We start from the raw sequence: 23,635 nt of genomic DNA on the forward strand, positions 1-23,635 counted from the left end.
AACTCGGGTATCAAGTCAAAGCGTTCTGTTTCCAGGACACGCCCCGCCGCGCCCACAGCATTGCGGCGCAGGGCGGCATCAACGCCGCGAAGAACTACCAGAATGACAACGACAGTATCTACCGCCTTTTTTATGACACGATCAAGGGCGGAGACTTCCGCTCGCGCGAGGCCAACGTCTACCGGCTCGCCGAACTGAGCGTGCAGATCATCGATCATTGCGTAGCGCAGGGAGTGCCGTTTGCGCGCGAGTACGGCGGCTACCTGGCAAACAGGTCCTTCGGCGGCGCTCAGGTTTCGCGCACGTTCTACGCGCGCGGCCAGACGGGCCAGCAATTGCTGCTCGGCGCGTACAGCCAGCTCATGAAGGAAACGGCATCGGGCAACGTGCGCATGTTCCCGCGGCGGGAGATGCTCGACCTGGTTGTCGTCAACAACCGCGCGGTCGGGATTGTCTGCCGCAACCTGGTCACCGGCCGGCTCGAGCGGCACACGGCCGATGCGGTGGTCCTCGCCACGGGCGGCTACGCTAACGCGTATTACCTGTCGACGAACGCGAAGGGTTCGAACGTGACGGCGGCCTGGCGCGCGTACAAGCGCGGCGCCTGTTTCGCGAACCCTTGTTATACGCAGATTCACCCGACGTGCATCCCGATTCACGGCGATTACCAGTCAAAACTTACGCTCATGAGCGAAAGCCTGCGCAACGACGGGCGCGTCTGGGTACCGCGCGAAATCGGCGACAGGCGCCACCCCAACGAGATTCCCGAAGAAGACCGCAACTATTACCTCGAATGGCGTTACCCGTCTTTCGGCAATCTGGTACCGCGCGACGTGGCCTCGCGCAACGCCAAGGCCATTTGCGACGCGGGCTACGGCGTCGGCGAAACCGGCTATGCGGTATACCTCGATTTTCGGGATGCCATGAAGCGCGACGGCCGCACCGCAATCGAGTCGAAATACGGCAACCTGTTCGATATGTACGAGCGGATCGTCGCACAAAACCCCTACGAATCGCCGATGATGATCTATCCCGCCGTGCATTACACCATGGGCGGCCTGTGGGTCGACTACAACCTCATGAGCAATCTGCCCGGCCTCTACGTGATCGGAGAGGCCAATTTCTCGGACCACGGCGCAAACCGGCTCGGCGCGAGCGCCCTCATGCAGGGTTTGGCCGACGGCTATTTCATCATTCCCTATACTGTTGCCGACTACCTGGCCCAAGCCGGGCCCGCGACTGTTGACACGGACCACGCGGCATTCGCGGACACCGAGTGCGCCGTCACAGACCGGATCGAGAAGCTGCTGGCGGTAAAAGGGAAGACGACGGTCAACGCGTTCCACCGTGAACTGGGCCTGTTGCTCTGGGACAAGTGCGGCATGGCTCGCAACGCCGCCGGGCTGAACGAGGCCCTGGCAAAGATCCCGGAGATACGCGAGCGGTTCTGGCGCGACGTGACGGTCACCGGTTCGCCGGGCACGTTCAACCAATGCCTCGAGCGAGCAGGCCGCGTGGCCGACTTCCTCGAATTTGCCGAATTGCTGTGCCTGGACGCGCTGGAACGCAACGAGTCCTGTGGCGGCCATTTTCGCGAGGAGCATCAGACCGAGGACGGCGAAGCGAAGCGGGACGACACCAATTACGCGCACGTAACGGCGTGGGAGTATACCGGGCCCGGCGAACGGCCCCGCATGCACCAAGAACCGCTCACGTTCGAAGAAGTGCATCTCGCCACAAGGAGCTACAAGTAATGGCAGCGAAGCGGATCAACCTCACGCTGAAGGTCTGGCGGCAGACGGGACCGGACGCCAAAGGGCAATTCGAGACCCATGAGATGCGGGGTGTATCGACCGCCATGTCGTTCCTCGAAATGCTCGATGTCTTGAACAACCGCCTCGAAGCCGAAGTCAAGGAGCCTGTCGCCTTCGACCACGATTGCCGCGAGGGCATCTGCGGTTCCTGCGGCGCGGTCGTCAATGGCCAAGCCCACGGGCCACGGCCCGCTACGACCCTCTGCCAACTGCACCTGCGGCAGTTCCAGGACGGCGCCACCATCATCATCGAACCCTTCCGTGCCGGCCCCTTCCCTATTGTGCGCGACCTCGTCGTGGACCGCTCCGCCTTCGACAGAATCATCCAGGCGGGCGGGTTCATCACGGTTCGCACGGGACAGGCTCCCGACGCCCACGCCATCCCCGTGCCCGAGTCCGCCGCGGAAAAAGCCATGGATGCGGCCCAGTGCATCGGCTGCGGCGCGTGCGTGGCCGCATGTCCGAACGCGTCCGCAAGTCTCTTCGTCGCCGCGAAGATCGGTCATCTGTGTCACCTGCCCCAGGGGCATCCGGAGCGGCGCCGCCGCGCCCTGGCCATGCTCGGGCAAATGGACAAGGAAGGGTTCGGTTCCTGCTCCAAGCACTATGAGTGCGAGGCTGTGTGTCCGAAAGAGATTCGGGTTGGCAGTATCGCGCGTATGAATCGCGAGTTCCTGAAAGCGGCCGTGCTCGGACCGGAATAGTGAATAGTCCCCGCGCCGCTCGCGTCCAGTATCTGCAGAACAGGGTCCGCGCAGGTAAGGGCGCGGCCCCCCCCGCGCGATGGTGAATCCAGCCGTCCAATCCGTTACTATATGGACAGCCGCAGGCAGCCAAGGGGGCTCGTCGCGGCGCCGTGTGACAGCAACTCACGAGAAAGGACCACAGGAATGAAGAAGCTGGTTGTAGTGGCGCTCTTGCTGGCCGCGATGTTCGGGCTCCCGGCGCGCGCCGCGGACCTCGGCGACAAGGCCCCCGAACTGGCGGTGTCAGAATGGGCCAAGGGCCAGCCGGTCACCCTGGCTGCCTTGAAAGAACAGAAGAAAGTCGTGATTGTCGAGTTCTGGGCTACGTGGTGCCCGCCCTGCCGCGCCAGTATTCCGCACCTGACCGAGTTGCAGAAAAAATACGCGGAGACGGCCGTATTCATCGGCATCAGCAGCGAAGAAGCCGCCACCGTCAGGCCCTTCGTCGAGAAACAGGGCGATCAAATGGAGTACCGCGTGGCCGTGGACAACGATGGCAAGACGAACAAGGCCTACATGGAGGCCTACGGCATCGACGGTATCCCGCATGCGTTTCTCGTGGACCGCGAAGGCCGCGTCGTCTTCCATGCGCACCCCATGGACCCGAAATTTGAAGAGACGTTGAAAGCGGTGCTCGACGGCACGTTTGACCTCGAAAAGGCCAGGGCCACCCTCGCGAGCGAACACAAGCTCGAGCAATTGCTGGAGCAGTACGGCGAACTGGTCATGGAGGGGACCGACAAAGAGAAAGCGAAGGAAGTCAGCAAGGAATTGTACGGGGCTATTCGCGACGACGGCGAGAAACTGAATCAGCTGGCCTGGGCCATCGCCTCGGCCACCGAACTGGGTTTCCAGGACCTCGATTTCGCGCTGCAATGCGCGGCACGCGCGGTCGAACTCACCGGAGAAAAGGAAGCGGACGCGCTGGACACCCTCGCCCGCGTGCAGTATGAGCAGGGCGACAAGGAGAAGGCCATCGCGACCGCGGAAAAGGCGCTGCAATTGACCGAAGATGAGGAACTCCGCGAACATATCGAGTTCCAGTTGAAGGTCTATCGCGGCGAAGAAACGACGGAGGACGAAGGCGAAGAAGTGGAGGAGGTAGAACAGGTCGAGACACCCGGCCAAGGCTGAGCGCGGGATTATTCAATCGGCCGCATTCCCGGTTGCCGGGCCGGTCCAGAAGACCGGCTCGGCGGTCTGTATGCATCTTGTTGGGTAAGAAAGGATACGCGGCACACGTGTCTGCGGCCCGAAGTGGAATCAAGGCCAGCCCTGCCAGAGGAGGACCCCATGAAGACCAGGAGCATTACTATCACCGCGAAGGACCGCGACCGGCTGCGATTCCGCATCAATGAGCTGCTTTCGCGAGGGGAAGTCAAGGAAATTCGCCATATCGAGGAATTGGAGGACGAACTGACGCGGGCGACCGTTGTCGACAATCCCCGCGATGTGCCCGCCGATGTCATCACCATGCGCAGCCAAGCCCGCCTGCGCGACCTCGACACCGGCGATGAAGTCGTATATACGCTCGTCTATCCCAACGAAAGTGACGCGGAAAAACACCGGATTTCCGTGCTCGCGCCCATCGGCGTCGCCATGCTCGGCTACCGCGTCGGCGACGTGCTCGAATGGGCCGTTCCCAAAGGCATCCGCCGCCTGCGCATCGAGGAGGTGCTCTATCAGCCCGAGGCTGCGGAAGACTACCACCTTTAGCGCCCTGCGAGGCGGCGGCTCGGAAGGCTACGCCGGTTTCCGGACCGCCGCCCTTGATTCCCGTGCGCTTGCGCGCAATACTATCCTCATTCCGCGTGAACGTGCGTGCGCACCGCTGCACGGCCACACCGGCTCACCGTTCCGGGGAACCAGCCGCATCTAAAAGGAAACCGGCATGCTCACAGGTTTTGTGCTCGTACGGCCCCGTTTCAAGCCGCCTCTCGATCCCGGCTTCCGCCCCGCCGTGCTCGCCAACCACGCCTATCTCGGGGAGGTCGAGCAGGCCGGCGGGGGCGTACCCCTGGTCATCGGCCTCGAACGCACCGACGGGTCCCTGTCCCGCTACGAAACCCGCGTCTTCTCCGAGGGGAGTCCCCGCGCCCGCGCCAACCTCATGTACGCCGAACGGCTGGTGAAATTCCTGCTCTGGCAGCGGGGCGGCTGGCGGGTCTACATCGGCGGACCCAAGAATATCGGCGACCATATCGCGCGCACCTACGCGCCGGAAGGCGCGCGTTCGTTCGATTACCACTTCATGGGCGAGGACGTCTACGAACGCCCCTTCACCGTCGTTTCCTGCGATCCGGCCGACATTCCCCCCGAACGAGAGGCCACCGTGCCCCTTGGGCGGCACCTTGACGGATGCCGCATCGGCTTCGACCTCGGGGCGTCGGACCGGAAAGTCTCGGCCGTCATCGACGGGGAAGCCATCTATAGCGAAGAAGTCGTCTGGGAACCCAAGAAAGCCACCGACCCCAGCTATCACTACGGCGAGGTCATGACGGCGCTCAAGACCGCTGCGTCAAGGATGCCTCGCGTCGACGCGATCGGCGGCAGTTCCGCGGGGGTGTGGATCAACAACCGCCCCATGGTCGCCTCGCTCTTCCGCGGCATCCCCAAGGAACGGTTCCACGAGGTCCACGACCTCTTCCTGCGTATCAGCCGCGAGTTCGGCGTGCCGCTCACCGTCGTCAATGACGGCGAAGTCACCGCGCTCGCCGGCTCCATGTCGCTCCAGGACAACGCCGTCCTCGGCATCGCGCTCGGCTCGAGCGAGGCCGGCGGCTACGTTACCCCGGACGGCAACATCACCGGCTGGCTCAACGAACTCGCGTTCGCGCCCGTCGATTTCAGCCCGGAGGCGCCCATCGAGGAGTGGTCCGGCGACCGCGGGGTCGGCGCGCTGTACTTTTCCCAGCAATGCGTGTTCCGGCTCGCGCCCGCCGCGGGAATCGAGCTGCCCCGCGAGGCCACCGACGCAGAACGGCTCAAGACCGCTCAGCAACAGCTTGAAGCAGGCCACCCGGGCGCGGTGGACATCTGGAAGACCATCGGCGCGTACATGGGCTACACGATCGCCCACTACGCCGACTTTTACACGCTCCGCCACGTGTTGATCCTCGGGCGCTGCACGTCCGGTCAGGGCGGGCACCTCATTCTGGACACCGCGCAGGAAGTCCTCCGTACCGAATTTCCGGAACTCGCCGGCGCGGTCAACGTGCAGTTGCCCGACGAGAAGGCGCGGCGCGTGGGCCAGTCCATAGCCGCCGCGAGCCTGCCGCAACTCTGAATCCGCTTCTGGCCCCGCGGGGGTAGTTTCACCCTTTTCGCCAGAGCGTCACCCGGCGCATTTCGGCGGCGACCTGGAACCGCTCGCGCAGCGCGCCGAGATAGGGGCTTCTCAACGCGGGCGTGTCATTGATCCGGTCAATGGTGAGGTACTCGCACGGGGCCACGGCGCGCATGAGCAGATGCTCAAACACGTCACAGTAGCGCACCAGCGAGGGATCGTCCGGCGCGACACGCACGTCCACACGAAGGCCGCAGCGTTCGAGCACAAGCACCAACGCCGCGCCGTGATAGACGAGATACGTCGCCGGCAACCGTTTCGGAAGCGTCTCTTTCAGGCCTTCCAGACCCAACCCGCACAGCGACGCCGGGTCCGCCGCATTGATCCAGAAGGTGGCATCCTGAGGCAGCCCTTGCTGGAGCCGCCGCAGCGCGGAGGGCGCGATGAACTGAAGACCCGGCACGCCTTCGAAGAAAGAACCGCCGATGACCTCGCCGGCGAGTTCCATGAGCCGTAGCGTGCGGAACAAGGCGCCCCAGCGCAGCGCGGGCAGCTCCCATTGCAGCAGTTCACGGAACAGGACGCCGTAGCGGTCAAGCAGGAGGCGCGCGCAATCGCGCCGTCGCTCCTCGGCGTCGAGCGCGTCCGCCGCCGCCAGCGGCGCGGGCAGCACGTACCAGTTGCCCGCAAACGGACGGGACGCCTTCCAGCGTTGGAATGCTGCACGGCGCGAGGCCGGAACCGCGGCTTCCGGCGCAGGCCCAAACCCGGTCTCGACACCGCGCCGCAGCGACTCCACGGAGTCGTTCGTCACGAGACCGCGCCAAGCCCAGCGCCACAACCGGCCCGTCACCTCGGCAGACGGCATCCGGCTGTACCGCACCAGTTCGGAGAGCGGGAACCGCCCGCGAACGTTGGGAAAGAGAGCGCCGAGTTCCCCGGTTTCTCGCACGCTTTCGACGCAGCTGTCGCGATGCTCGGGAAAGCCCAGCCATACCTTCTTGTCGCCGCAGCCGTGCCACGCAATCTCCGTGTCACGGAAGATAGCGTCCAAATGCTCGGGCTGGTAGTCCCGGACGCGCGCGGGCAACATCTCTGTCTCCAGCAAGGCGGCGCGCATCGGATAACCGAGGAGCGGTTCGAGCGCGGCTTCTACCGCGTCGCGGCCGGTCTCATGCGCGGTCACACGCTGATGAACGGCGAGCAGCAGCGCCAGTTCGCGCAACGGCCGCGGCTCGAAGACAGGCCGCGCCGCCGCGCGCGCGAGGCACAACAGCCGTTCCAGGTTTTCCGCGTCGCAAATTTCGGCCTGTGCCGCGCCCGCGCGCAGCGCATCGATGACAATGGTCTGGCCGTCAGCCAGCACGCGCAGCGCGGAGTCCAGGCACCCCGCCGCCACGGGCAGCATCGCCGCAAGCGCGTCCTTCTCCACCGGACCATAGAAACGGAGCCATTCCGCGAGCCATGCCGCGAGCGAGTCCTCTTCATCGCCGGCCGCTTTCCCCTGTCTGCCCGGCAGTTTTACATCACCGGAGCCGGCCGCCTCGATACACACCCCAGCGGTTGGCACATCCAGCACCCGTTGCAGGCGCGGCCACGATTCCGCCGCGGCCACGAACTCATGCGGCGGGCGCGCGAACCTTATCCGTATCGCCTTTCCCGCAAGGGCTCCCAACAGGGCTTCCTCGCGTATTCCGTGGTCACGCTGCATCGCCGCGAGCAGGCCGCGCCACTCCTGGCCGGGCAACAGCAGCCGTTCCTTCAACAGTTCGAGCAGGTCCGCCGCGGATCCGGGCGCGTAGCCCGGCGCGGTGCATTGCAGCTTCTCCTGGAAGCGGGCCACCGCTTCGCGCGCGATGCGCGGGCGCAGCGGCTGACTGAATACGACCTCGCGCAGCAGGGAATCGTCGAGCCGGGAGGCGCGCGCGTCAACGGGCGTATCGTCCGCGTAGGTGTACAGGTTGGTCTGCATCCACCAGACCGACGCGGCGAACGGGGACGGGGCCGGGCCCGTAATCTCCGTGCACTGGATGGCGCCGTCGCGCAATTCCGCAAGCATCAATAGCAGCGCGGGCAGGTCGAAATCATCCTGCAGGCAGGAGCGCCACGTTTCGGCGAGAATGGGGAAGTCCTCATAACGCAGGACCGCATCAAGCAGCTTTTTGGCGCGGATACGGCTCAGCCAGCGCGGCACGCGCTTGCCGAAGGCGGGCCGCGTCAACTGCAGCGCGATGCCCGCGCACTCCCGGAACCGCGCGCCGAAATAGCCCGTCTTCTCCAACTGCTTGCGGAGGAGCGCTTCCATTTGCTCCGGCGGCGCCAGGTCAATCAGTTCCCGCGCGGGAACGGGCGACGGCGTCATGAGCGCTATACAGTCATTGCACGCGAAGACCTCGAGCGTCTCGCCGTAGCGGTCCTCCCACGCTTGCGCGAGCGCCATGGCGTAGGGCCGGTTGAGCGGGCGGCCCCACAGCGTGTGAAGAATGGTCTGGGTGAGGCTTGCGCCGTGCTCCGCACCCGTGACGTGCTCGATCAGCACGTGCCGCCGGTGCGGCAAGTGCGCGCCGGTGCATGCGCGTTGCCGCGCGAGGAAGTCAATCAACGCATCCGCGGCTTCCGGTTCCATGCCGTGCCGCGCCAGCAGCCGCTCCCGGAACTCGGGGCTGTCCAGCCGGGCATCGGCGTTTTCCAGCAACGCCAGCAGCCGTTCCGAGAGGTGGAAACTGCGGCTGCGCGCCTCCGCGCGCCAGAACGGCGTGTCCATGGCCCCATGCGGCGCGGGCACAACGAACACGTCGTTGTGCGTGATGCGGTCGATGCGCCAGGATTGCGTACCCAGCGCAAACCGGTCGCCGATGCGGCTTTCCCAGACGAATTCTTCGTCTAATTCGCCGATCCTCGCGCTGGTTTGCGCGTGACGCAGCGTGTAATAGCCCCGGTCGGCGATGGTCCCGCCCGACGTATAGATCAGCCGCAGCCCCGCGCCATGGCCGCGCACCGTGCCGTCGATCCTGTCGACGCGCACGACGGCGCGCAGTTCACGGAGGCGTGTTTCGGCGTAGCGGCCGCTGAGCATGTCGATCACAAGGTCGAATTGCCGGCGCGTGAGCTCGTGGTACGGCGCGCTCGCGCGCAATGCGTCGTAAAGGGCATTCAGGGACCACTCCTGCACGCCCGTCATCGACACGATGACCTGCGCGAGCACGTCGAGCGGACACCGCACGGTCCGGAGCGGTTCGATGTCCCGTTCACGCACGGCGTGCGCGACTACGGCCGCTTCCAGGCAGTCGCGGCCGTGCACGGGAAACAACACGCCCCGGCTGACCGCGCCGACCTGATGGCCCGCGCGGCCTATGCGCTGCAGCGCGGCCGCCGCCGAAGGCGGCGTCTCGACGAGCACGACCTGGTCGAGCGACCCAATGTCGATGCCCAGTTCCAGCGAGTTCGTGGCGACAATCGCGGCTAGTTCGCCCCGTTTGAGCCGCTGTTCGACCACCTCGCGCACTTCTCTCGACAGGGAACCATGGTGCGCGTAGGCGAGCAGACGGTCCTCCCCCTGGTTCAACAGCAACGCAAGGCGCTCGCACAGCCTGCGGCTGTTCGTGAAGACCAGCGTGGCCCGGCGCGACGCGACGATCGCCCGAATCTCCGCGGCGAGCGCGGGCCAGACCGGCTCGTTCTCAGGCACCGGCACGCGACGCACGCAGATGTCCAGCCTCTTCGACATGGGCGACTGCACGATCGCCACGTCGCGCCTGCGGTACTGCACGCGATTCCCACGACGCTCGACGCGATAACCGCCGATGAACGCGGCCATGTCTTCCAGCGGGTTCACCGTGGCGGACAGCGCGATGCGCTGGAACTCGCCCGAAAGCAGGACCAGCCGCTCGACCGCCGTGACAAGGTGTACGCCACGCTTGCTGTCCGCGGCCGCGTGGATTTCGTCGAGAATCACGGTCCTGAGATTTGTGAGCAACGATATGCCGCTCGGCGCGCTGAGCAGCAGATTCAGGCTTTCAGGCGTGGTGATGAGGATGTCCGGCGGACGGCGCAGCATGCGGCGGCGTTCGCTCTGGGGCGTGTCGCCGCTGCGCGTGCACACGCGGATTTCGGGGAACGTCTCCCCCGCGCCGGCGAACACGCTGCACAGTTGCGCCAGCGGCGCCAGGAGATTGCGCTGCACGTCGTTGTTCAGCGCTTTCAGAGGCGAAACATAAAGTACGCGGACGCCCCCGCCCGGCCACGCCCCCGTAGCCAGTTGCTGCAGCGCCCACAGAAACGCGGCAAGGGTCTTGCCGCTGCCCGTCGGCGCGGTGACGAGCACGTGCCGCCCCGCGGCGATCTCCGGCCAGGCGCGCGCCTGCGCATCCGTCGGCATGCCCACCTGTTCCGTGAACCACCGCCGGAACAAGGGATGGAACAGGTCGAGCACGCGAGCGGGCGCCACGGCGTTCACCCGCCCGCGATGCGGTCCCAGCTGGCCGTGTCCCCTGGCGTGAAGTACTCCAACGTCACGCTGTTTCCAATGACCCGGCGCAATTCCTCCAGCGACCCGACCGCGCCGGACGCCATTGCCTGCGCCCCGATGTTACCCAGCGCCGTCGCCTCGACCGGTCCCGTCACCACGGGCACGCCGCAGGCGTCCGCCGTCATCTGGCACAGGAGCTTGTTCTGCGTGCCCCCGCCGATGATGTGCAGCTGCTCCGTCTTGCGGGCCAGGAGGCCGTCGAGCGCGCGCAGCGTCGTCCGGTACTTCAGCGCGAGGCTTTCGAGCGCGCAGCGCACGATTGGGCCGCGTCCCCGCGGCACGGGCTGCCCCGTCTCGCGGCACATGGACTGGATCAACTCCGGCATGTTCTCGGGCGCAATCAGCCGCGGGTCGTCCAGGTCGACCAGCGACACGAACGCCGGGCTTGCCTCGGCCTCTTCCGCCAGCGCGGCGTATTCGAGCTTCTCGCCGGAGCGTTCCCACGTGCGCCGGCATTCCTGCACGAGCCAGAGCCCGAAAATGTTTTTCAAGAACCGTATCTTGCCCCCGACGCCGCCCTCGTTCGTGAAATCGAGCGCCAGGCTCCGCTCGCTGATCATCGGCTCGTCCAGTTCCGCGCCCAACAGCGACCACGTCCCGCTCGAAAGATACGCCCACGGCCCCTCCCCCGCCGCCACCGGCACCGCTGCGACCGCCGCGCCCGTATCGTGCGTCGCGGGCGCAATCACCGGCACGTCCGCCGCGATGCCCGTCTGTGCGGCGACCTCCGGCAGCACCGGCCCCAGCACCGTGCCCGGCGCGACCGGATCCAGCAGGATGCGACGCGGCAGCCCCAGCTTGTTGATGAGTTCGTCGTGCCACGCGCGCCGGTACGGGTCGAGCATCTGGGTCGTCGACGCATTCGTGTATTCGCATGCGCGCTTGCCCGACAGCAGGTAGCCGAACAGGTCGCCCATCATCAGCAGGCAATCGGCAACCTCCAGCAACGGCGATTTCGCCCGCACGAGGCTCAGCAACTGGTACACGGTGTTAAACGGCAGGAACTGGATGCCCGTCGCCTTGTAGATCTCCGCGCGCGGCACGATCGCGAAGGCGGCTTCCGTCATGCCCTCGTTGCGCTTGTCCCGGTAGTGCACCGGATTGCCAAGCACCGCGCCATCCCGCGCGATCAACCCGAAATCGACGCCCCACGTGTCCACGCCCATCCCGTCCAATTTGGGCGTGTGTTCGCGCGCGCATTTCGCCAGGCCCGCGCACATCTCCTGGTATATGCGGGCCACGTCCCACTGGCGTGTGCCCAGCATGACCAGGCCCTCCGTCGGGAACCGGTGCACGACTTCCAGGGCGATCCGGCCTTCGGCCAGCGTGCCCAGCACGGCGCGTCCACTTTCCGCGCCCAAGTCAAAAGCAAGAAAACGGCGTATCCCGGCCATACTCGCCTCCCGTCATTGTTGACACCACCGCCGCAAACGATAGCGAATCAACCACGGCAGCCGCCACTTGACCGCAACCGTGGCGCGTCCCGCGCCGCTCTCCCGATTTCCATGTTCTCTTTGCGGCGAGCGGCGGGGACGCCGCTTCCGCTGCTACGCGCGCGGCGCAATCAGCGGCACCACCTGCTTCCCCCGGGCAAACACGCGGAGAATCCGCTCGCGCACTTGTTTCAATTGGGCCTCGGGCTCGCGGCCAACGGGAACGCAGCCGCCCGCCATGGCGCGATGTCCGCCGCCCGTGCCCACGCCCGCGACGACACGGCGCACGAGCTGGGCCATGTTGCTGCGCAGGTCCGCGCCGCGCGCCGAGATCAGGACGCTGTCCCCGTAGCGCCCGTAACACACGGCGCAGCGCATGCTGGCGAGCCGCATCAGCAAGTCCGCCACTTCCGGAATCATGTCCGCATTCACGCAATCGCGGATGCAACCGACCACGGTAGTGCCCGCCACGACGCTGTCGGACAGGCTGTCCGCCAGCATCCGGAAGTATTCACGCGGAACGGGCGCGCGGCGGATGCGCCCAAGCTTGTGCTTGTCCGCTTCCAGAAACAGTTCCTGATACGCGAGCGCGCCCATGGGCGTTACGCCCCGCCCGAGGTCCTGAGTGTCCGACTGGATGCCGTAAAACAGCGCCGTGGCCAGATTGGGATGGATTCGAATGCCCGCCGCCTTCGCGTATTCGTACAGAATCGTCGACGCGGCCCCGTATTCCGGGCGGATATCGACCAGTTCCGCCTGCACCGGCAGACCGCGGCGCGTCAGATGATGGTCGATGACAACGTCGGGCGGGCGGTCGCCCAGCAGCTCGCTGTTGCCCGACTGCGGTTGCGCGTCCACCAGGCAGACCGTGCGGAAGCGCGCCAGTTGGGCGCGGGTCATGCGCCGCGCGTCGATGCGCAGCACCTGGATCATGGCCTTGTTCTCCGCACGCCCGCAGATGCCGCCGTAGCCGATAGCGACGCGCTTCTTCAGGCGCTCGCAAACCAGGTCGCGCACGGCAGCTGCGCAGGCCAGCGCGTCCGGGTCGGGGTTGTCCTGCATGACCACCGCAACGCGCCCCGGCCGCGCGCAGATGTTCAACAACGCGGCAACGCACGCTCGCGAGCGGTTTATGGCTTCATCTGTATTCACGGCGGCACACCGTTCACGCGCTGCTTCCGGGCGCCGGGCCCGCGGGAGCCTCGACGGTCAGCTTGCCGCCGAGCGTCCGCGCCAAGTCCGGCAGGTCGTACACGGTCAGTGCGCCGTGCACCGAATTGATGAGCTGATTGTGCGTCGGCCACGTTTGCACGACTTCCGACCACGAACGCAGCGCGCCGTTCAGCCGCACGGTCCCGAACAGGTCCGGTTCGAGCGCCGCCGCGTGCAGCGCGGGCACGCCGGCATTTCCGAAAGCGTGCAGGCCCGGCGCGCCGGGCGCCTGCGCGGCCAGATACCGCGCGCTTACGAGGATATCTTCCGCACGCATCCCTACATAGGACAGGCCGAGCGCATACGCCGCGAAGTAGTCCTCCCAATCGTGTCCGAGTTCCACGCCGAACGCCTTCTGGCCCGTCTGCTGCGTCTCACCCGAGCCGCGCACATCCACTGCGAGCACGGCGCCGCCCCCCGCCAGCAGCGTCTCGAGTTCCGCGCCCGCGGCCGCGAATCCGGCTTCAAAGACAGCCAAGGCCGGCGCCACGGTCCTGCCCGGCGCCGCCGGAAAGAAGAGCGCCGGCAGCAAAATGTCCTCTTCCGGCCGCAGGATCAGTTTCTGCCCCGCGCGCCCGGCCACCACCGCCTCCCCCGCCGCCTCGACCCGCGGCTCGGGAAGCTCCGCCAGCGGACGGATGCCCGCCAGCGCGCGCGCCTCCGCAAGAAGCGCGGTCTGGCCCTCCTCCTGCCAGCGTTTGGCCCGGGCCGCGGCAAGCTGTTGCTCATACTCGGCGTTGAACGCGTACGTGATGCGCGCGCCCTCGAGCAGCATCACCTGCCCGCGCGGCGTACACTGCAATTCTTCGCCGGTGAACAGCTCTAATTCCGGCTCGGCGATCGGCTCGTCACGATGTTGCAGCCATCGGGCGAGCCACCGCACGACGCCTTGCCGCTGCAACCGGTTGTAATTGTGCTCGGCGTCGTTCTCGAGCAGGTCCACCCGCTCCGAGAAGCCCATCATGGTGTAGCGCCGCTTCGCGAAGCGGAACGACTCCCACGTGGCGCGAATATCGAAGAAGTCCTTTGTGGCGGCGGCGATCAGCACAGGCGACGGCGCGCGCATCATGACGAAATCCGCGTGATCCAGGCCCCAGACAAGCTGTCCGTACACATTCTGTTCGGCGTCGCCTGTCGCCACTTCCAACTGCCGTGTTACGTGGTTCAGGTAGCAGCTCGGCGCAGCGCAGACGATCCGGTCATCCAGCGCCATGAGAAAAGAGGTTTGCGTGCCGCCGCCGCTGTTGCCCGTGCAGCCGATGCGTTGCGGGTCGACTTCAGGCCGCGATTGCAGATAATCGATGCCGCGCATGCCGTCCCAGACCTCGAAGCGCGCCGTGCTCCGTCCGACCAGGATGCACCCGACGCCGAACATGGTGTGCGCTTTCGTGCCCCACATGAGGTGCTTGCCGCCGGCGTCCAGAAGCTGCATGCGTTCGCCCTGCTCGATAGGGTCGAAGACGAGCGCAACCATGCCGTTGAGGGCCAGCAGCGCGCCCATCGATTGGTACGTATCGTGCGCCTTCGCGTTCTCGGCATGACCGCACGGCACCAGCACGCCCGGATACGGCGGCGGATACCGCTGCGGGTCAGGCAGAAACAGCGCGCCCGTCACGAACAACTTCGGCTGGCTCTCGAAGACAACCTTCTCGACGCGGTAGCCCTCGCGTTCGAGCACGCCCGTAATCCGCGGATTCAGCGGCGTGCGTTCCGGGAAACCGCCCAGCATTTCAACGAATTTGCCGTGCAAGCGTTGCTGATATGCGGCAATCTGCTCCGGCGCTGTTACCGCTTCGAAATCCGCCTTCCAGCGGTCCCACGCCGCATAAGCGCGTTTGATGAGATAGTGCCGCATCATGTCGCCCGGCGCGTATCCCCCAATATCCTCGGGCAGCACCCGCAGCGCGTCCTGCGCGCGCGCGGCACACATGCAGACCAGCGCCGCTACCACAACCGTCAACAACTCACGCATCCGTAACATGTCGCGCCTCCCCGCCGTTATGGGCCTGCGTTCCGCGACCGGATTCCTGGCCCGCGCATAAGCACTCTTACGATAGGACCGCCGCCATTGCGTGTCAACCCGGCTGAAGCCCGGACCCGGCTCGGAGAAGCGGAACCTGCTATCCGCGCTGGGCAGGCCGCTGCGGTTTTTCAGGCTCGCATCCGGTTCAGGCCCGCCGGGTCGGCCCCGGCGCAAGCCGGGTTCGCCGGGAGGCCGCGCCCGGGCCGCAAAGATGCTTCCACGCCGTGGGAATCATTGCCTTGCGCGCACAAGTCAGACGCGCTCGGCTTCAGATGAAGAGACGGAGCGCATCACGCGACGATGCCGGGCGCAGGAACCGGCGGGGCGCGGTTCTGCTATCATAGCGCAACGCCGGCGCGCTGCGACTTGCCGCGTCGCGCAACTCCCCTTTGTAATGGGAGCAGGAGACCATCCCATGACCAGACGGCAGTATGGATTTCTCATTGTGACCATGGCCGCGTGCTCCTTTCTCGGCGGCGCGTTCGCCTCGTTCTGCTTCCGCGCGGACACCGCGCAAGCCGCCGCGCAGCAGGTCCTGAGCGCGGAACAGCTCGTGCTCGTCGACCAGCAGGGCAAGGTGCGCGCGGCGCTGGCCGTGACCGGCGACAACGTCGCGAAGCTCGGCTTCTTTGACGCAACGGGCGCGCCCACCGGCGCCATCGGCGCGGCCCCGGCCGAAGGCGTGGGTCTCGGCTTCTACGACCGGCGCGGCGCGGCGCGCGCCCTGCTTTCGATGGCCGACGACCACACCACCGCGTTCGGTCTCTACGACAGCGGCGGCGTTTCGCGCGCGGCGCTCGCCGTCGACGCGCAAGGCGGCGCCACGCTCGGCTTCCACGACGCCGGGATGCAGGCGCGGCTCCTGCTCGGGGCGGGCAGCGACGGCGCGCCCGCCATAAGCATGCGCGACGCGGAAGCGCGCGCCCGCCTCGCACTCAGCATCACACAGGAGGGCAAGACTGCGCTGGGCCTCTACGACGAGACCGGCTTCGCCCGCGCCGCGACCGTAGTCGACGCGGACGGCACCGCGAAACTCGGCATCTACGGCAACGCGGGCGCGGCCAGCGCGGTCCTCGCCACCACCCCGGGCGGCGCCACCGAACTCGGCCTCTACGACGCCGCGGGCCAGTCGCGCGTGTCGCTCGGCGCGGGCGCGGACGGCAGTTCCACGCTCAGCCTCTACGACGCGGCGGGCGCGGCGCGCGCCCTGTTCGCCGCGCGCGTCGACGGCGAATCGCGGCTCGTCTTCAACGACGCGCAGGGCGTCGCGCGCGCCGCCGTCGGCACCGGGGCAAACGGCGCGCCTGCGCTCGGCCTGCGCGACGCCGCCGGCATCGACCGCGTCGCCCTGGCTCTGGCCGAAACCGGCGTGCCCTCGCTCAGCCTGCACGACGCCGCCGGCGCGGGGCGAACTGTCTTGAACGTCGCCGAGGACGGCCGCTCCAGCGTCGAATTCGCCGACAACGCGGGCGTCGTGCGCACCGCCGTGGGCACCGCCGCAAACGGCGCGCCCTCCTTAAGCCTGCGCGACGACAAGGGCGGCAAGCGCCTCGCCATGAGTGTTGGGGCGGACGGCGCGACCACATTGTTCCTCGTGAGCCCCGACGGCCTGCCGCAGGCATCCCTGGCGGCGCAACCCGGCAGCAAACCCGGGCTCAGCTTCTACGGCGAAAAAGGCGCCACCCTCGCCGTATTCGGCGTGAACCCGGAAGACCAGCCCGTCATCATCCTCAAAGACAAAGACGGCAACGTCACCTGGTCCGCGCGCTGACCACGCACCGGCAGACCCGAACACAGCGCTGCGGATACACAGCGCTGCGGATACACAGCGCCGCGGACATTGAAAAAACGCCGCGCTACCCGTCATACTAACTGCAGGGCGAAACTCGCCCGGAAAACCATCTTCCATGTGGGCCCTTAGCTCAGTTGGTTAGAGCAGGTGACTCATAATCACTTGGTCGCAGGTTCGAGTCCTGCAGGGCCCACCAGACTATCTCCCTGGCGCTGATCGACTTCCGACGGCCGCCCCGCCCCCGCGACGCCGCGCGCGTTCCCCCCGCCTGTCCGCCTCCGGTCCGTTTTGCGGCGCTTTGGCGCGACCTGCCCTCCCGGCGCTGGGAATGGAACCGGCGCTCCTCTCCCTTCCATCTCTTCTGTGCTTCGGAGTAGGCGGCGTTCTATGCTGTTCGACGGGGTGTCGTCTTTCGTTGCGATTCGGAAAGTCTTCCCGCTGTCTTGTTCTGGGGGACTTTCCGGAGACTCCGTGCAAACGCCCCCCCCCGCTGGTGCACATCTCCCTCCCGGCGTGCAAGCGCAACAAAGGGCCACCGCTCCAAGGCGGTGGCCCTTTGTTGCCTTTCTCCCCTCAGCCGGGCACATACCTAACCCACTAGGCCTTGCCGTCCATAGCGATTCAAAACACTAACCTTCCCATCGCGCCTGCAGAATTCGGCTGTTCCCCCTTTTCCCTCACTCCAAGACGTCCACTCCCAATACGGCGGAGGGCGGACGTGGCAACGACCCGGAAACGCCCTTATGTGGAGGCCGCAGCAGGCGGCGGCGGAGGGCGGACGTGGCAACGACCCGGAAACGCCCTTCTGTGGAGGCCGCAGCAGGCGGCGGCGGAGGGCGGACGTGGCAACGACCCGGAAACGCCCTTCTGTGGAGGCCGCAGCAGGCGGCGGAGGGCGGACGTGGCAACGACCCGGAAACGCCCTTCTGTGAAGGCTCCAAAGCTCTTTGGCAATTGAATCGCGGAAAACATCCTTGCATCCGGATGCAAGGCGGACCGGGCCCTAGTGGATCCGAGTCCGGATCGCCGGTCGCACCCGGGCGCGTCCCCGTCGGATACGCCCCGGGCGGCCGCGCGGCGAACGGCGCGCCGGTCCCTCGGACTCGGCGCGGGAAAGGAGAACGCCTATTTAGGAATGGACGTTCAGTTTTGGCTGCGGCGGCGCGGTTGCCGTCGCAGGGAATTGGGCAAAAAGAAGAAAGGAACATCATCATGCCCAAAGACGAAAGAAAAAAGACAACAGTGCACAGGCTCTTCTTCCAGCGCGAGGAGAAATTCGCGCGGGAGTGGGACGCAGTGAAGCCCGAGGGCGAGCGCAAGCTGATTCCCCCGGGCCGGTACGAGGCCACCCTGGTGGACGGCGAGGCCTTTGAGGCGCGGACTGGGACGCCGGGATACCGGCTCACCTTCGCCCTCGCCAGCGGGGAATTCCGAAACCGGCAGGTGTCGATGCGGCTCTGGCTGACGATCGACGCCGCGCCCCGGACGAAGGCGGTCCTCGCCAAGGTGGGGCTGGGCCCGCGATTTCGTGACCTCGACGGTGACGTGCCGAAGGGCCTGCGCGTCGCGCTGTACGTGACCACGGCCGAGTCGAAGAGCGGCCGGGTCTACAACGAGGTCGAAGACTTCGAGCCCATCGATGGCCGGGATGCCCGGCCGCCGCGCGGGCGCGGACCGATCGCGTCGCCGGGCTTGAACGACGAGTACGAGTACGAGGAAGAGGAAGAGGACGACGACGACGACCGGTTCATCACGGAGGAAGAGTACGCGGCGCTCACCCCGGAAGAGCAGGCGAAGGTCGAAATCATCATCGACGAGACCGCCGAGCCACCCGTGCCAACGCCCAAGCGCAGGCCGCTGCGCTGACGGCACGGCCAACGGCGTCCGGGCCCCTTCGAGGGGGCCCGGACGCCCCACCTCCACCATATGCAGGAATACGAATAGGAGGATGATGTGAAACACGACGATGATGATTCTAGAACCGATGGCGAACCGTCTTCGACGGGCAGTGCGCCAGCGATTCGGGACGGCGACGGCGGCCCCGTGGTGGACTTCGTGCCGCGCGAGGCGCAGGCGACGACGATCTGCAACGAATCGAACACGAGCGCGCTCATGCACGCGAACTACGCGGGCTTCGTCCGCTGGAATCCGCAGTGGGGATGGCTGATATGGGACGGCGTGCGCTGGCGGCGGGACGAAGCGGGCGAGATCATCCGCCTGGCGACCGGCCTGGGCCGGGGCTTCCGGGATCTGGCCGCCAACTACCGTGACGTGCGCGTCGCCACGGACTTCTTCAGGTGGGCCAAGCACTGCGAGTCTGAGAAGGGCGCGCGCGCCGTGCTCAAGCTCGCGGAGCACCGCTTCCACGAGCCCGTCGAGTCGTTCGACGCGGACCCGCACGCGCTGAACTTCGAGGACGGCACGCTGGACCTGCGGGACGGCGCAATGCGCCCGCACGACCCGGCCGACATGATCACCAAGACGACCGGATGCCGCTACCAGCCGGGCGCACCGTGCCCCGCGTGGGAGCGCTTCCTTGAGGAGGTCCAGCCGGACCCCGGCATCCGCGCGTACCTGCGCCGTGCCGTGGGGTACTCGCTGGGCGGCAGCGCGCGCGAGCAGTGCTTCTTCGTGCTGCACGGCGCGGGCTGCAACGGGAAGTCCACATTTCTGGATGTGCTGCAGACGTGCATCGGACAGGACTACGCGGCGCAGGCCGACCCGCGCACGTTCCTGGAGGCCCGCAGCGACGCCATACGTACCGACCTGGCCCGGCTGCGCGGCGTGCGGTTCGTGTGCACCGTCGAGTGGGGCGAGGGGCGGCGGATAGACGAGGCGCTGGTCAAGGCGCTCACCGGCGGCGACAGGGTCACCGCGCGGTTCCTCTACAAGGCCGAGTTCCAGTACGCGCCGGAGTTCAAGATCTGGATGGCGACCAACCACCGCCCGGCGATCCGCGACGCCAGCGCGGGCATGTGGCGGAGGGTGCGCCTGATCCCGTGGACCGTGGAGGTGCCCGAGGACCGGCGCGACCGCGACCTGCGGGACCGGCTGCTCGCGGAGCGCGAGGGCATCCTGCGGTGGGCCGTGGAGGGCGCGCTGGAGTACGGGCGGCGCGGCCTGGGCGAGCCGCCAGCCGTGGCGGCGGCCACGCGCGCGTACCGCGCCAGCGAGGACATCGTCGGCGACTTTCTGCGGCGGCGGTGCGAACCGGATCCGGGCGGGCGCGTTCCGCTGCGGGACCTGTACCTGGCGTTCGTGGCCGAGGGCAACGGTGAGCAGTGCACCCAGAGCTTCTTCGGGCGTCGCGTCGCGGAGAAGGCCGAGGGTGGCGAACTCGGGGGAGCGAAGCTGGTAGTGGTGAGGGGCCACAAGTGCCTGAGGGGCATGGGATTGCGCGATGTATAGCCCCCTCCGGGGGTGGCGTTTCCGGACGGTCCTACGGAAAGCGCCTCCGGGATTCGTTCCCGGGGGAGTTTCCGGCACCCATCCCGAAACGCCACCCATACGCCAACCCGCGCCGGAAAGCCGCCGATCCGGCGGCCCGAGAATGGTGGGCGGAGTGGCGTATGCTGGTGCCGGTGCCGGGTTTCCGAACCCGGCACCGGCTTCGTTTGTTTCGGGGTTCGGGTGGCGGCTGCGCCGCGCCACGCACTTGAAACCGCTGCCGCATTCCAGGCAAGTCGGGGGCGGGCAGGCGTGGTGAAAACGCAAGAGTGTCCGACTGTCCCGGGTCTGCACATCCCACAATGGTCACCGAGAGGAGCGACGTCAAGAAACTGCCGGGAATGGCGAACGAGGTGCAGACTCTTTGCATCGCGCTGCATGAGAACTGTACGATGACTCCCGGAAGTGGTCCTGTCATTACTATGAGACATAATAAGAAAGCGAGCGCCGAGGCGGGAGCGGGAATGGCACAGAGCAACGGAAAATCTCTCGAATCGTGGATCTGGGACGCGGCGTGCTCCATCCGGGGCGCGAAGGACGCCGCGAAGTACAAGGATTTCATCCTCCCGCTGATCTTCGCCAAGCGCCTGCACGACCTTCGCCACACGTTTGCTTCCGTGGCTGTCCAGAACGGCGCGTCGCTGTACGAGGTGCAGAAGCTGCTCGGGCACTCCAGCTCGGTGATGACCCAGCGGTACTCGCACCTGAGCCTCGACGGGCTGCGTACCGTGACGAACGGCGTCGCGGAGCGGATCAGGCAGGCGACCGGCTGAGGGGAGGCAGGCAACAAAGGGCGGCCGCTCCGAGGCGGCGGCCCTTTGTTGCCCATGCACCGTTGCGCGCCGGATTGCAGGCGCACCGTTGCCGGTCGCGGTGCCGCCGGAAGAGGGCCGCGCGGGAGGGGATGCCAGGGGCGCGGGGCGCGGCGTCCGGAGGGGCGGCGGGGGCCCGTGCGGATGGCGGGGGAGTTCCGGAGCCTCCGGCGGGGGCGACAGGGGCCACCGCTCCGAGGCGGTGGCCCCCTGTCGCCCATACACGGCGGGAAGGAGAGGCGCGTCCTCGGGGTGGCGTCCGGGTGGCGTTTCGAGGGAGTCTCCGGAAAGTCCCCCAGAGCGAACCGCCAGGAGGACTTTCCGAATCGCTGCGGAAAACGACACCCATTCTGGAATACCGCAGAGAAAGAGTCCAGCCTCAGTTGCGAAGCGCCGACACTCATCTACCTCGAAAGGAGGTACTTGAGCGAACGAACTACGGAGTAGACCAGCAAGAAGACAACCACCGCAGCAAACGCAATGATACCCTTGTCAACGGCTTCATACAATCGCAAGTTTCTCGCGACCGGTGGTGCTTCAGGGTTTGCTGCGACTATCTTCTCCAGCCACTCAGCAGATGCAGTTCGAGTCCACTCCAAGTTATCCTTCGTTCCGTAGCACCACAAGGACACGACTTTTCCGGAGACGTTCGCAAAAGTGGTTGTGAGAGCGCGTACAAGATGCCCTTCCGTGATTTCTGACTGCTCACCGTAGTCGATATACATGGAAAAAGCCAAGGCATCCTCTGTCTCATAGTGGATGGGGAACGGAGTCATTTCTGCGCTCGGTATAGAATCGTTCCCGACAGTCTTCTCAGCATCTTGGACTTGACGCTTTGCAGCACTCTTGAGTTTCGCGAAGTTCGGGCGGTCTAGGGATACAGTCCTCAACCCGGTATTCACTGTAAGAACAAACCACCTTTCGAATGGTGGGACTTCTCCTTGTCTTGCAAGATGGGCATCAGCCTCGGTCACATAGAACGCGAGTAGGTCGTTCTGGGGAAGTGTCACGTTTGCCACATATTGCCGCAGCGCAGCCATTTCTTCTGTCACCCGCTCGTATCCTTGAGGAGGGCTTACCCTAATGGTCTTCCCCCCGATATCAAAGGCATCAGCCCAATGTGGAACCGACGTGTTCAGCTCGCTTGCATGGGCTTTGCAGGGAGCGGTTATTTCAACCATACACACAAGTATTATTATTATGAGTGCCATAAAGAGGGAAGCGCGCCCCCTAAGGCCACGTGACCGGGCAAGTGTGAGCACCGCCAGGACCATAGCAGTGACTCCGAGGATATTGATGCCAATCAAGTAGCCAATGGTCCCACCGAGGTCAGGCATTGAGGGGCTACTGAACAATGCAGACAAGGAAGGGTCCTGAAAATCCGTTGGCACATCTTGGGTGATTATGCCATGGTAGCGTTCCAGCCTCATTACCAGACCGAATGCTGCAAGAACGTTGAACAACTTGGCAGCCTTCAGTAGTCTTCTGCCTCTGTCTGCGGGCAAAGGCGGGGGCGTCTTTCCCCGAATCTCAGGCATCTTCTCAGATTCCGTTCCTTGGCGCGAAACAGATTTGTACTCCTCACTTAGCTTCAGTGGTGCTTTCGAAGTATGCAGCCGCGATGCACCTAACAGACCGCCGAGTTTCTTCTTCAGAGTTGGCTTATCGAGCCATTCGTGACAGTGCTTGCACTTGACGGCCTCTTCTTGTATCGGTTCCTTGCAAAACGGACAGGATTTCATTTCTCAGTCCCCGAAAACCCTAAACAGTTCCCAATACCTCTAGCCTTTTAGTCTCTGGCACCAAAGGGCTGAATGTCAAGACAATCAAGCCATGCTGGCACGCTGGACACAAGAGCGGATCAGGCAGGCGACCGGCTGAGGGGAGGCAGGCAACAAAGGGCGGCCGCCCCGAGGCGGCGGCCCTTTGTTGCCCATGCACCGTTGCGCGCCGGATTGCAGGCGCGACGTTGCCGGTCGCGGTGCCGCCGGAAGAGGGTGGCGCGGAAGGGGATGCCAGAGAGCAGAGCGCGGCGTCCGGAGGGGCGGCGGCGGGGGCCGTGCGGATGGCGGGGGAGTTCCGGAGCCTCCGGCGGGGGCGACAGAGGCCACCGCCTTGGAGCGGTGGCCCTCTGTCGCCCGTACACGGCGGGAAGGCGAGGCGCGTCCTCGGGGTGGCGTCCGGGTGGCGTTTCGAGGGAGTCTCCGGAAAGTCCCCCAGAGCGAAGCGCCGGGAGGACTTTCCGAATCGCTGCGGAAAACGACACCCTGTCCGAGGGCTTGCTTCGCGCAACCTGCTGCCACGGCGGAGCCAAAGGCGAAGCCGGGCACCACGATATCGGGCAAGTACGAGGACCGCTCCGAACTACGCCTTGGCGAGCCAACTTTCTGTTCGGAGCGCAGCGACGAACGAAGACTGCCACGGCGGAGCCAAAGGCGAAGCCGGGCACCACGATATCGGGCAAGTACGAGGACCGCTCCGAACTACGCCTTGGCGAGCCAACTTTCTGTTCGGAGCGCAGCGACGAACGAAGACTGCCACG

Annotated in this window: 14 protein-coding genes and 1 tRNA gene; 10 read left to right on the plus strand and 5 right to left on the minus strand. The window is 66.0% G+C overall.

Annotated features, from left to right (window positions below; all coding sequences use genetic code 11):
* The 5 genes from KA184_12815 to KA184_12835 form a co-directional block, all read left to right on the plus strand.
* On the plus strand, window positions 1–1,754 hold a 1,754-nt coding region (locus KA184_12815; protein ID MBP8130453.1), incomplete at its 5' end, for a fumarate reductase/succinate dehydrogenase flavoprotein subunit.
* On the plus strand, window positions 1,754–2,518 hold the full coding sequence (locus tag KA184_12820) for a succinate dehydrogenase/fumarate reductase iron-sulfur subunit (protein ID MBP8130454.1): 765 nt from the start codon (window positions 1,754–1,756) through the stop codon (window positions 2,516–2,518). The genes KA184_12815 and KA184_12820, both read left to right, overlap by 1 nt.
* Window positions 2,519–2,704: 186 nt before the next feature.
* The gene (locus tag KA184_12825) at window positions 2,705–3,694 is read left to right on the plus strand and encodes a redoxin family protein (protein ID MBP8130455.1); all 990 of its coding nucleotides are present in this window, start codon (window positions 2,705–2,707) and stop codon (window positions 3,692–3,694) included.
* Between the two features lie 159 nt (window positions 3,695–3,853).
* Window positions 3,854–4,276, plus strand: coding sequence for a nucleoside diphosphate kinase regulator (rnk, locus tag KA184_12830; GenBank protein MBP8130456.1), 423 nt, complete (start codon window positions 3,854–3,856; stop codon window positions 4,274–4,276).
* Window positions 4,277–4,451: 175 nt separating this feature from the next.
* Window positions 4,452–5,846 (plus strand): ROK family protein, encoded by a 1,395-nt coding sequence (locus KA184_12835; GenBank protein MBP8130457.1) that lies wholly within the window; start codon window positions 4,452–4,454, stop codon window positions 5,844–5,846.
* Window positions 5,847–5,874: 28 nt separating this feature from the next.
* Here the strand turns inward: KA184_12835 and KA184_12840 are convergent, their stop codons facing one another.
* From KA184_12840 to KA184_12855, 4 genes are all read right to left on the minus strand, one after another.
* On the minus strand, window positions 5,875–10,224 hold the full coding sequence (locus tag KA184_12840; GenBank protein ID MBP8130458.1) for a DEAD/DEAH box helicase: 4,350 nt from the start codon (window positions 10,222–10,224) through the stop codon (window positions 5,875–5,877).
* 74 nt (window positions 10,225–10,298) lie between these two features.
* Window positions 10,299–11,768 (minus strand): rhamnulokinase, encoded by a 1,470-nt coding sequence (locus tag KA184_12845; protein ID MBP8130459.1) that lies wholly within the window; start codon window positions 11,766–11,768, stop codon window positions 10,299–10,301.
* Between the two features lie 153 nt (window positions 11,769–11,921).
* A complete protein-coding gene (locus tag KA184_12850; GenBank protein MBP8130460.1) occupies window positions 11,922–12,959 on the minus strand; it encodes a DHH family phosphoesterase in 1,038 nt (345 codons plus the stop codon).
* A 13-nt stretch (window positions 12,960–12,972) separates the two neighbouring features.
* Window positions 12,973–15,000 (minus strand): acetylxylan esterase, encoded by a 2,028-nt coding sequence (locus KA184_12855; GenBank protein MBP8130461.1) that lies wholly within the window; start codon window positions 14,998–15,000, stop codon window positions 12,973–12,975.
* A 457-nt stretch (window positions 15,001–15,457) separates the two neighbouring features.
* Between KA184_12855 and KA184_12860 the strand changes: the two genes are divergently transcribed.
* The 5 genes from KA184_12860 to KA184_12880 all read left to right on the plus strand — a co-directional run bounded on the left by KA184_12860 (window position 15,458) and on the right by KA184_12880 (window position 21,054).
* Window positions 15,458–16,813, plus strand: coding sequence for a hypothetical protein (locus KA184_12860; GenBank protein ID MBP8130462.1), 1,356 nt, complete (start codon window positions 15,458–15,460; stop codon window positions 16,811–16,813).
* 140 nt (window positions 16,814–16,953) lie between these two features.
* Window positions 16,954–17,030: transfer RNA gene (locus KA184_12865), tRNA-Ile, on the plus strand.
* Window positions 17,031–18,046: 1,016 nt separating this feature from the next.
* Entirely contained in the window at window positions 18,047–18,700 is a 654-nt protein-coding gene (locus KA184_12870) for a hypothetical protein (GenBank protein MBP8130463.1), read from the plus strand.
* Between the two features lie 87 nt (window positions 18,701–18,787).
* On the plus strand, window positions 18,788–20,242 hold the full coding sequence (locus KA184_12875) for a hypothetical protein (GenBank protein MBP8130464.1): 1,455 nt from the start codon (window positions 18,788–18,790) through the stop codon (window positions 20,240–20,242).
* Window positions 20,243–20,781: 539 nt separating this feature from the next.
* Window positions 20,782–21,054 carry a tyrosine-type recombinase/integrase gene (locus tag KA184_12880; GenBank protein ID MBP8130465.1) on the plus strand — a complete coding sequence of 91 codons (273 nt, stop codon included), beginning with the start codon at window positions 20,782–20,784 and terminating at the stop codon, window positions 21,052–21,054.
* Between the two features lie 443 nt (window positions 21,055–21,497).
* On the opposite strand, the gene KA184_12885 is transcribed toward KA184_12880, so the two are convergent.
* The gene (locus tag KA184_12885) at window positions 21,498–22,835 is read right to left on the minus strand and encodes a zinc ribbon domain-containing protein (protein MBP8130466.1); all 1,338 of its coding nucleotides are present in this window, start codon (window positions 22,833–22,835) and stop codon (window positions 21,498–21,500) included.
* Window positions 22,836–23,635 lie beyond the last annotated feature (800 nt).

Source organism: Candidatus Hydrogenedentota bacterium, from assembly GCA_018005585.1.
Classification (GTDB): domain Bacteria; phylum Hydrogenedentota; class Hydrogenedentia; order Hydrogenedentales; family JAGMZX01; genus JAGMZX01.

Bases quoted from the DNA above. Each gene is read 5' to 3' on its own strand.
- KA184_12820 (MBP8130454.1), top strand. From the start codon at position 1,754: ATGGCAGCGAAGCGGATCAACCTCACGCTGAAGGTCTGGCGGCAGACG.
- KA184_12825 (MBP8130455.1), top strand. From the start codon at position 2,705: ATGAAGAAGCTGGTTGTAGTGGCGCTCTTGCTGGCCGCGATGTTCGGG.
- rnk (MBP8130456.1), top strand. From the start codon at position 3,854: ATGAAGACCAGGAGCATTACTATCACCGCGAAGGACCGCGACCGGCTG.
- KA184_12835 (MBP8130457.1), top strand. From the start codon at position 4,452: ATGCTCACAGGTTTTGTGCTCGTACGGCCCCGTTTCAAGCCGCCTCTC.
- KA184_12840 (MBP8130458.1), bottom strand. From the start codon at position 10,224: ATGCCGACGGATGCGCAGGCGCGCGCCTGGCCGGAGATCGCCGCGGGG.
- KA184_12845 (MBP8130459.1), bottom strand. From the start codon at position 11,768: ATGGCCGGGATACGCCGTTTTCTTGCTTTTGACTTGGGCGCGGAAAGT.
- KA184_12855 (MBP8130461.1), bottom strand. From the start codon at position 15,000: ATGTTACGGATGCGTGAGTTGTTGACGGTTGTGGTAGCGGCGCTGGTC.
- KA184_12860 (MBP8130462.1), top strand. From the start codon at position 15,458: ATGACCAGACGGCAGTATGGATTTCTCATTGTGACCATGGCCGCGTGC.
- KA184_12870 (MBP8130463.1), top strand. From the start codon at position 18,047: ATGCCCAAAGACGAAAGAAAAAAGACAACAGTGCACAGGCTCTTCTTC.
- KA184_12885 (MBP8130466.1), bottom strand. From the start codon at position 22,835: ATGAAATCCTGTCCGTTTTGCAAGGAACCGATACAAGAAGAGGCCGTC.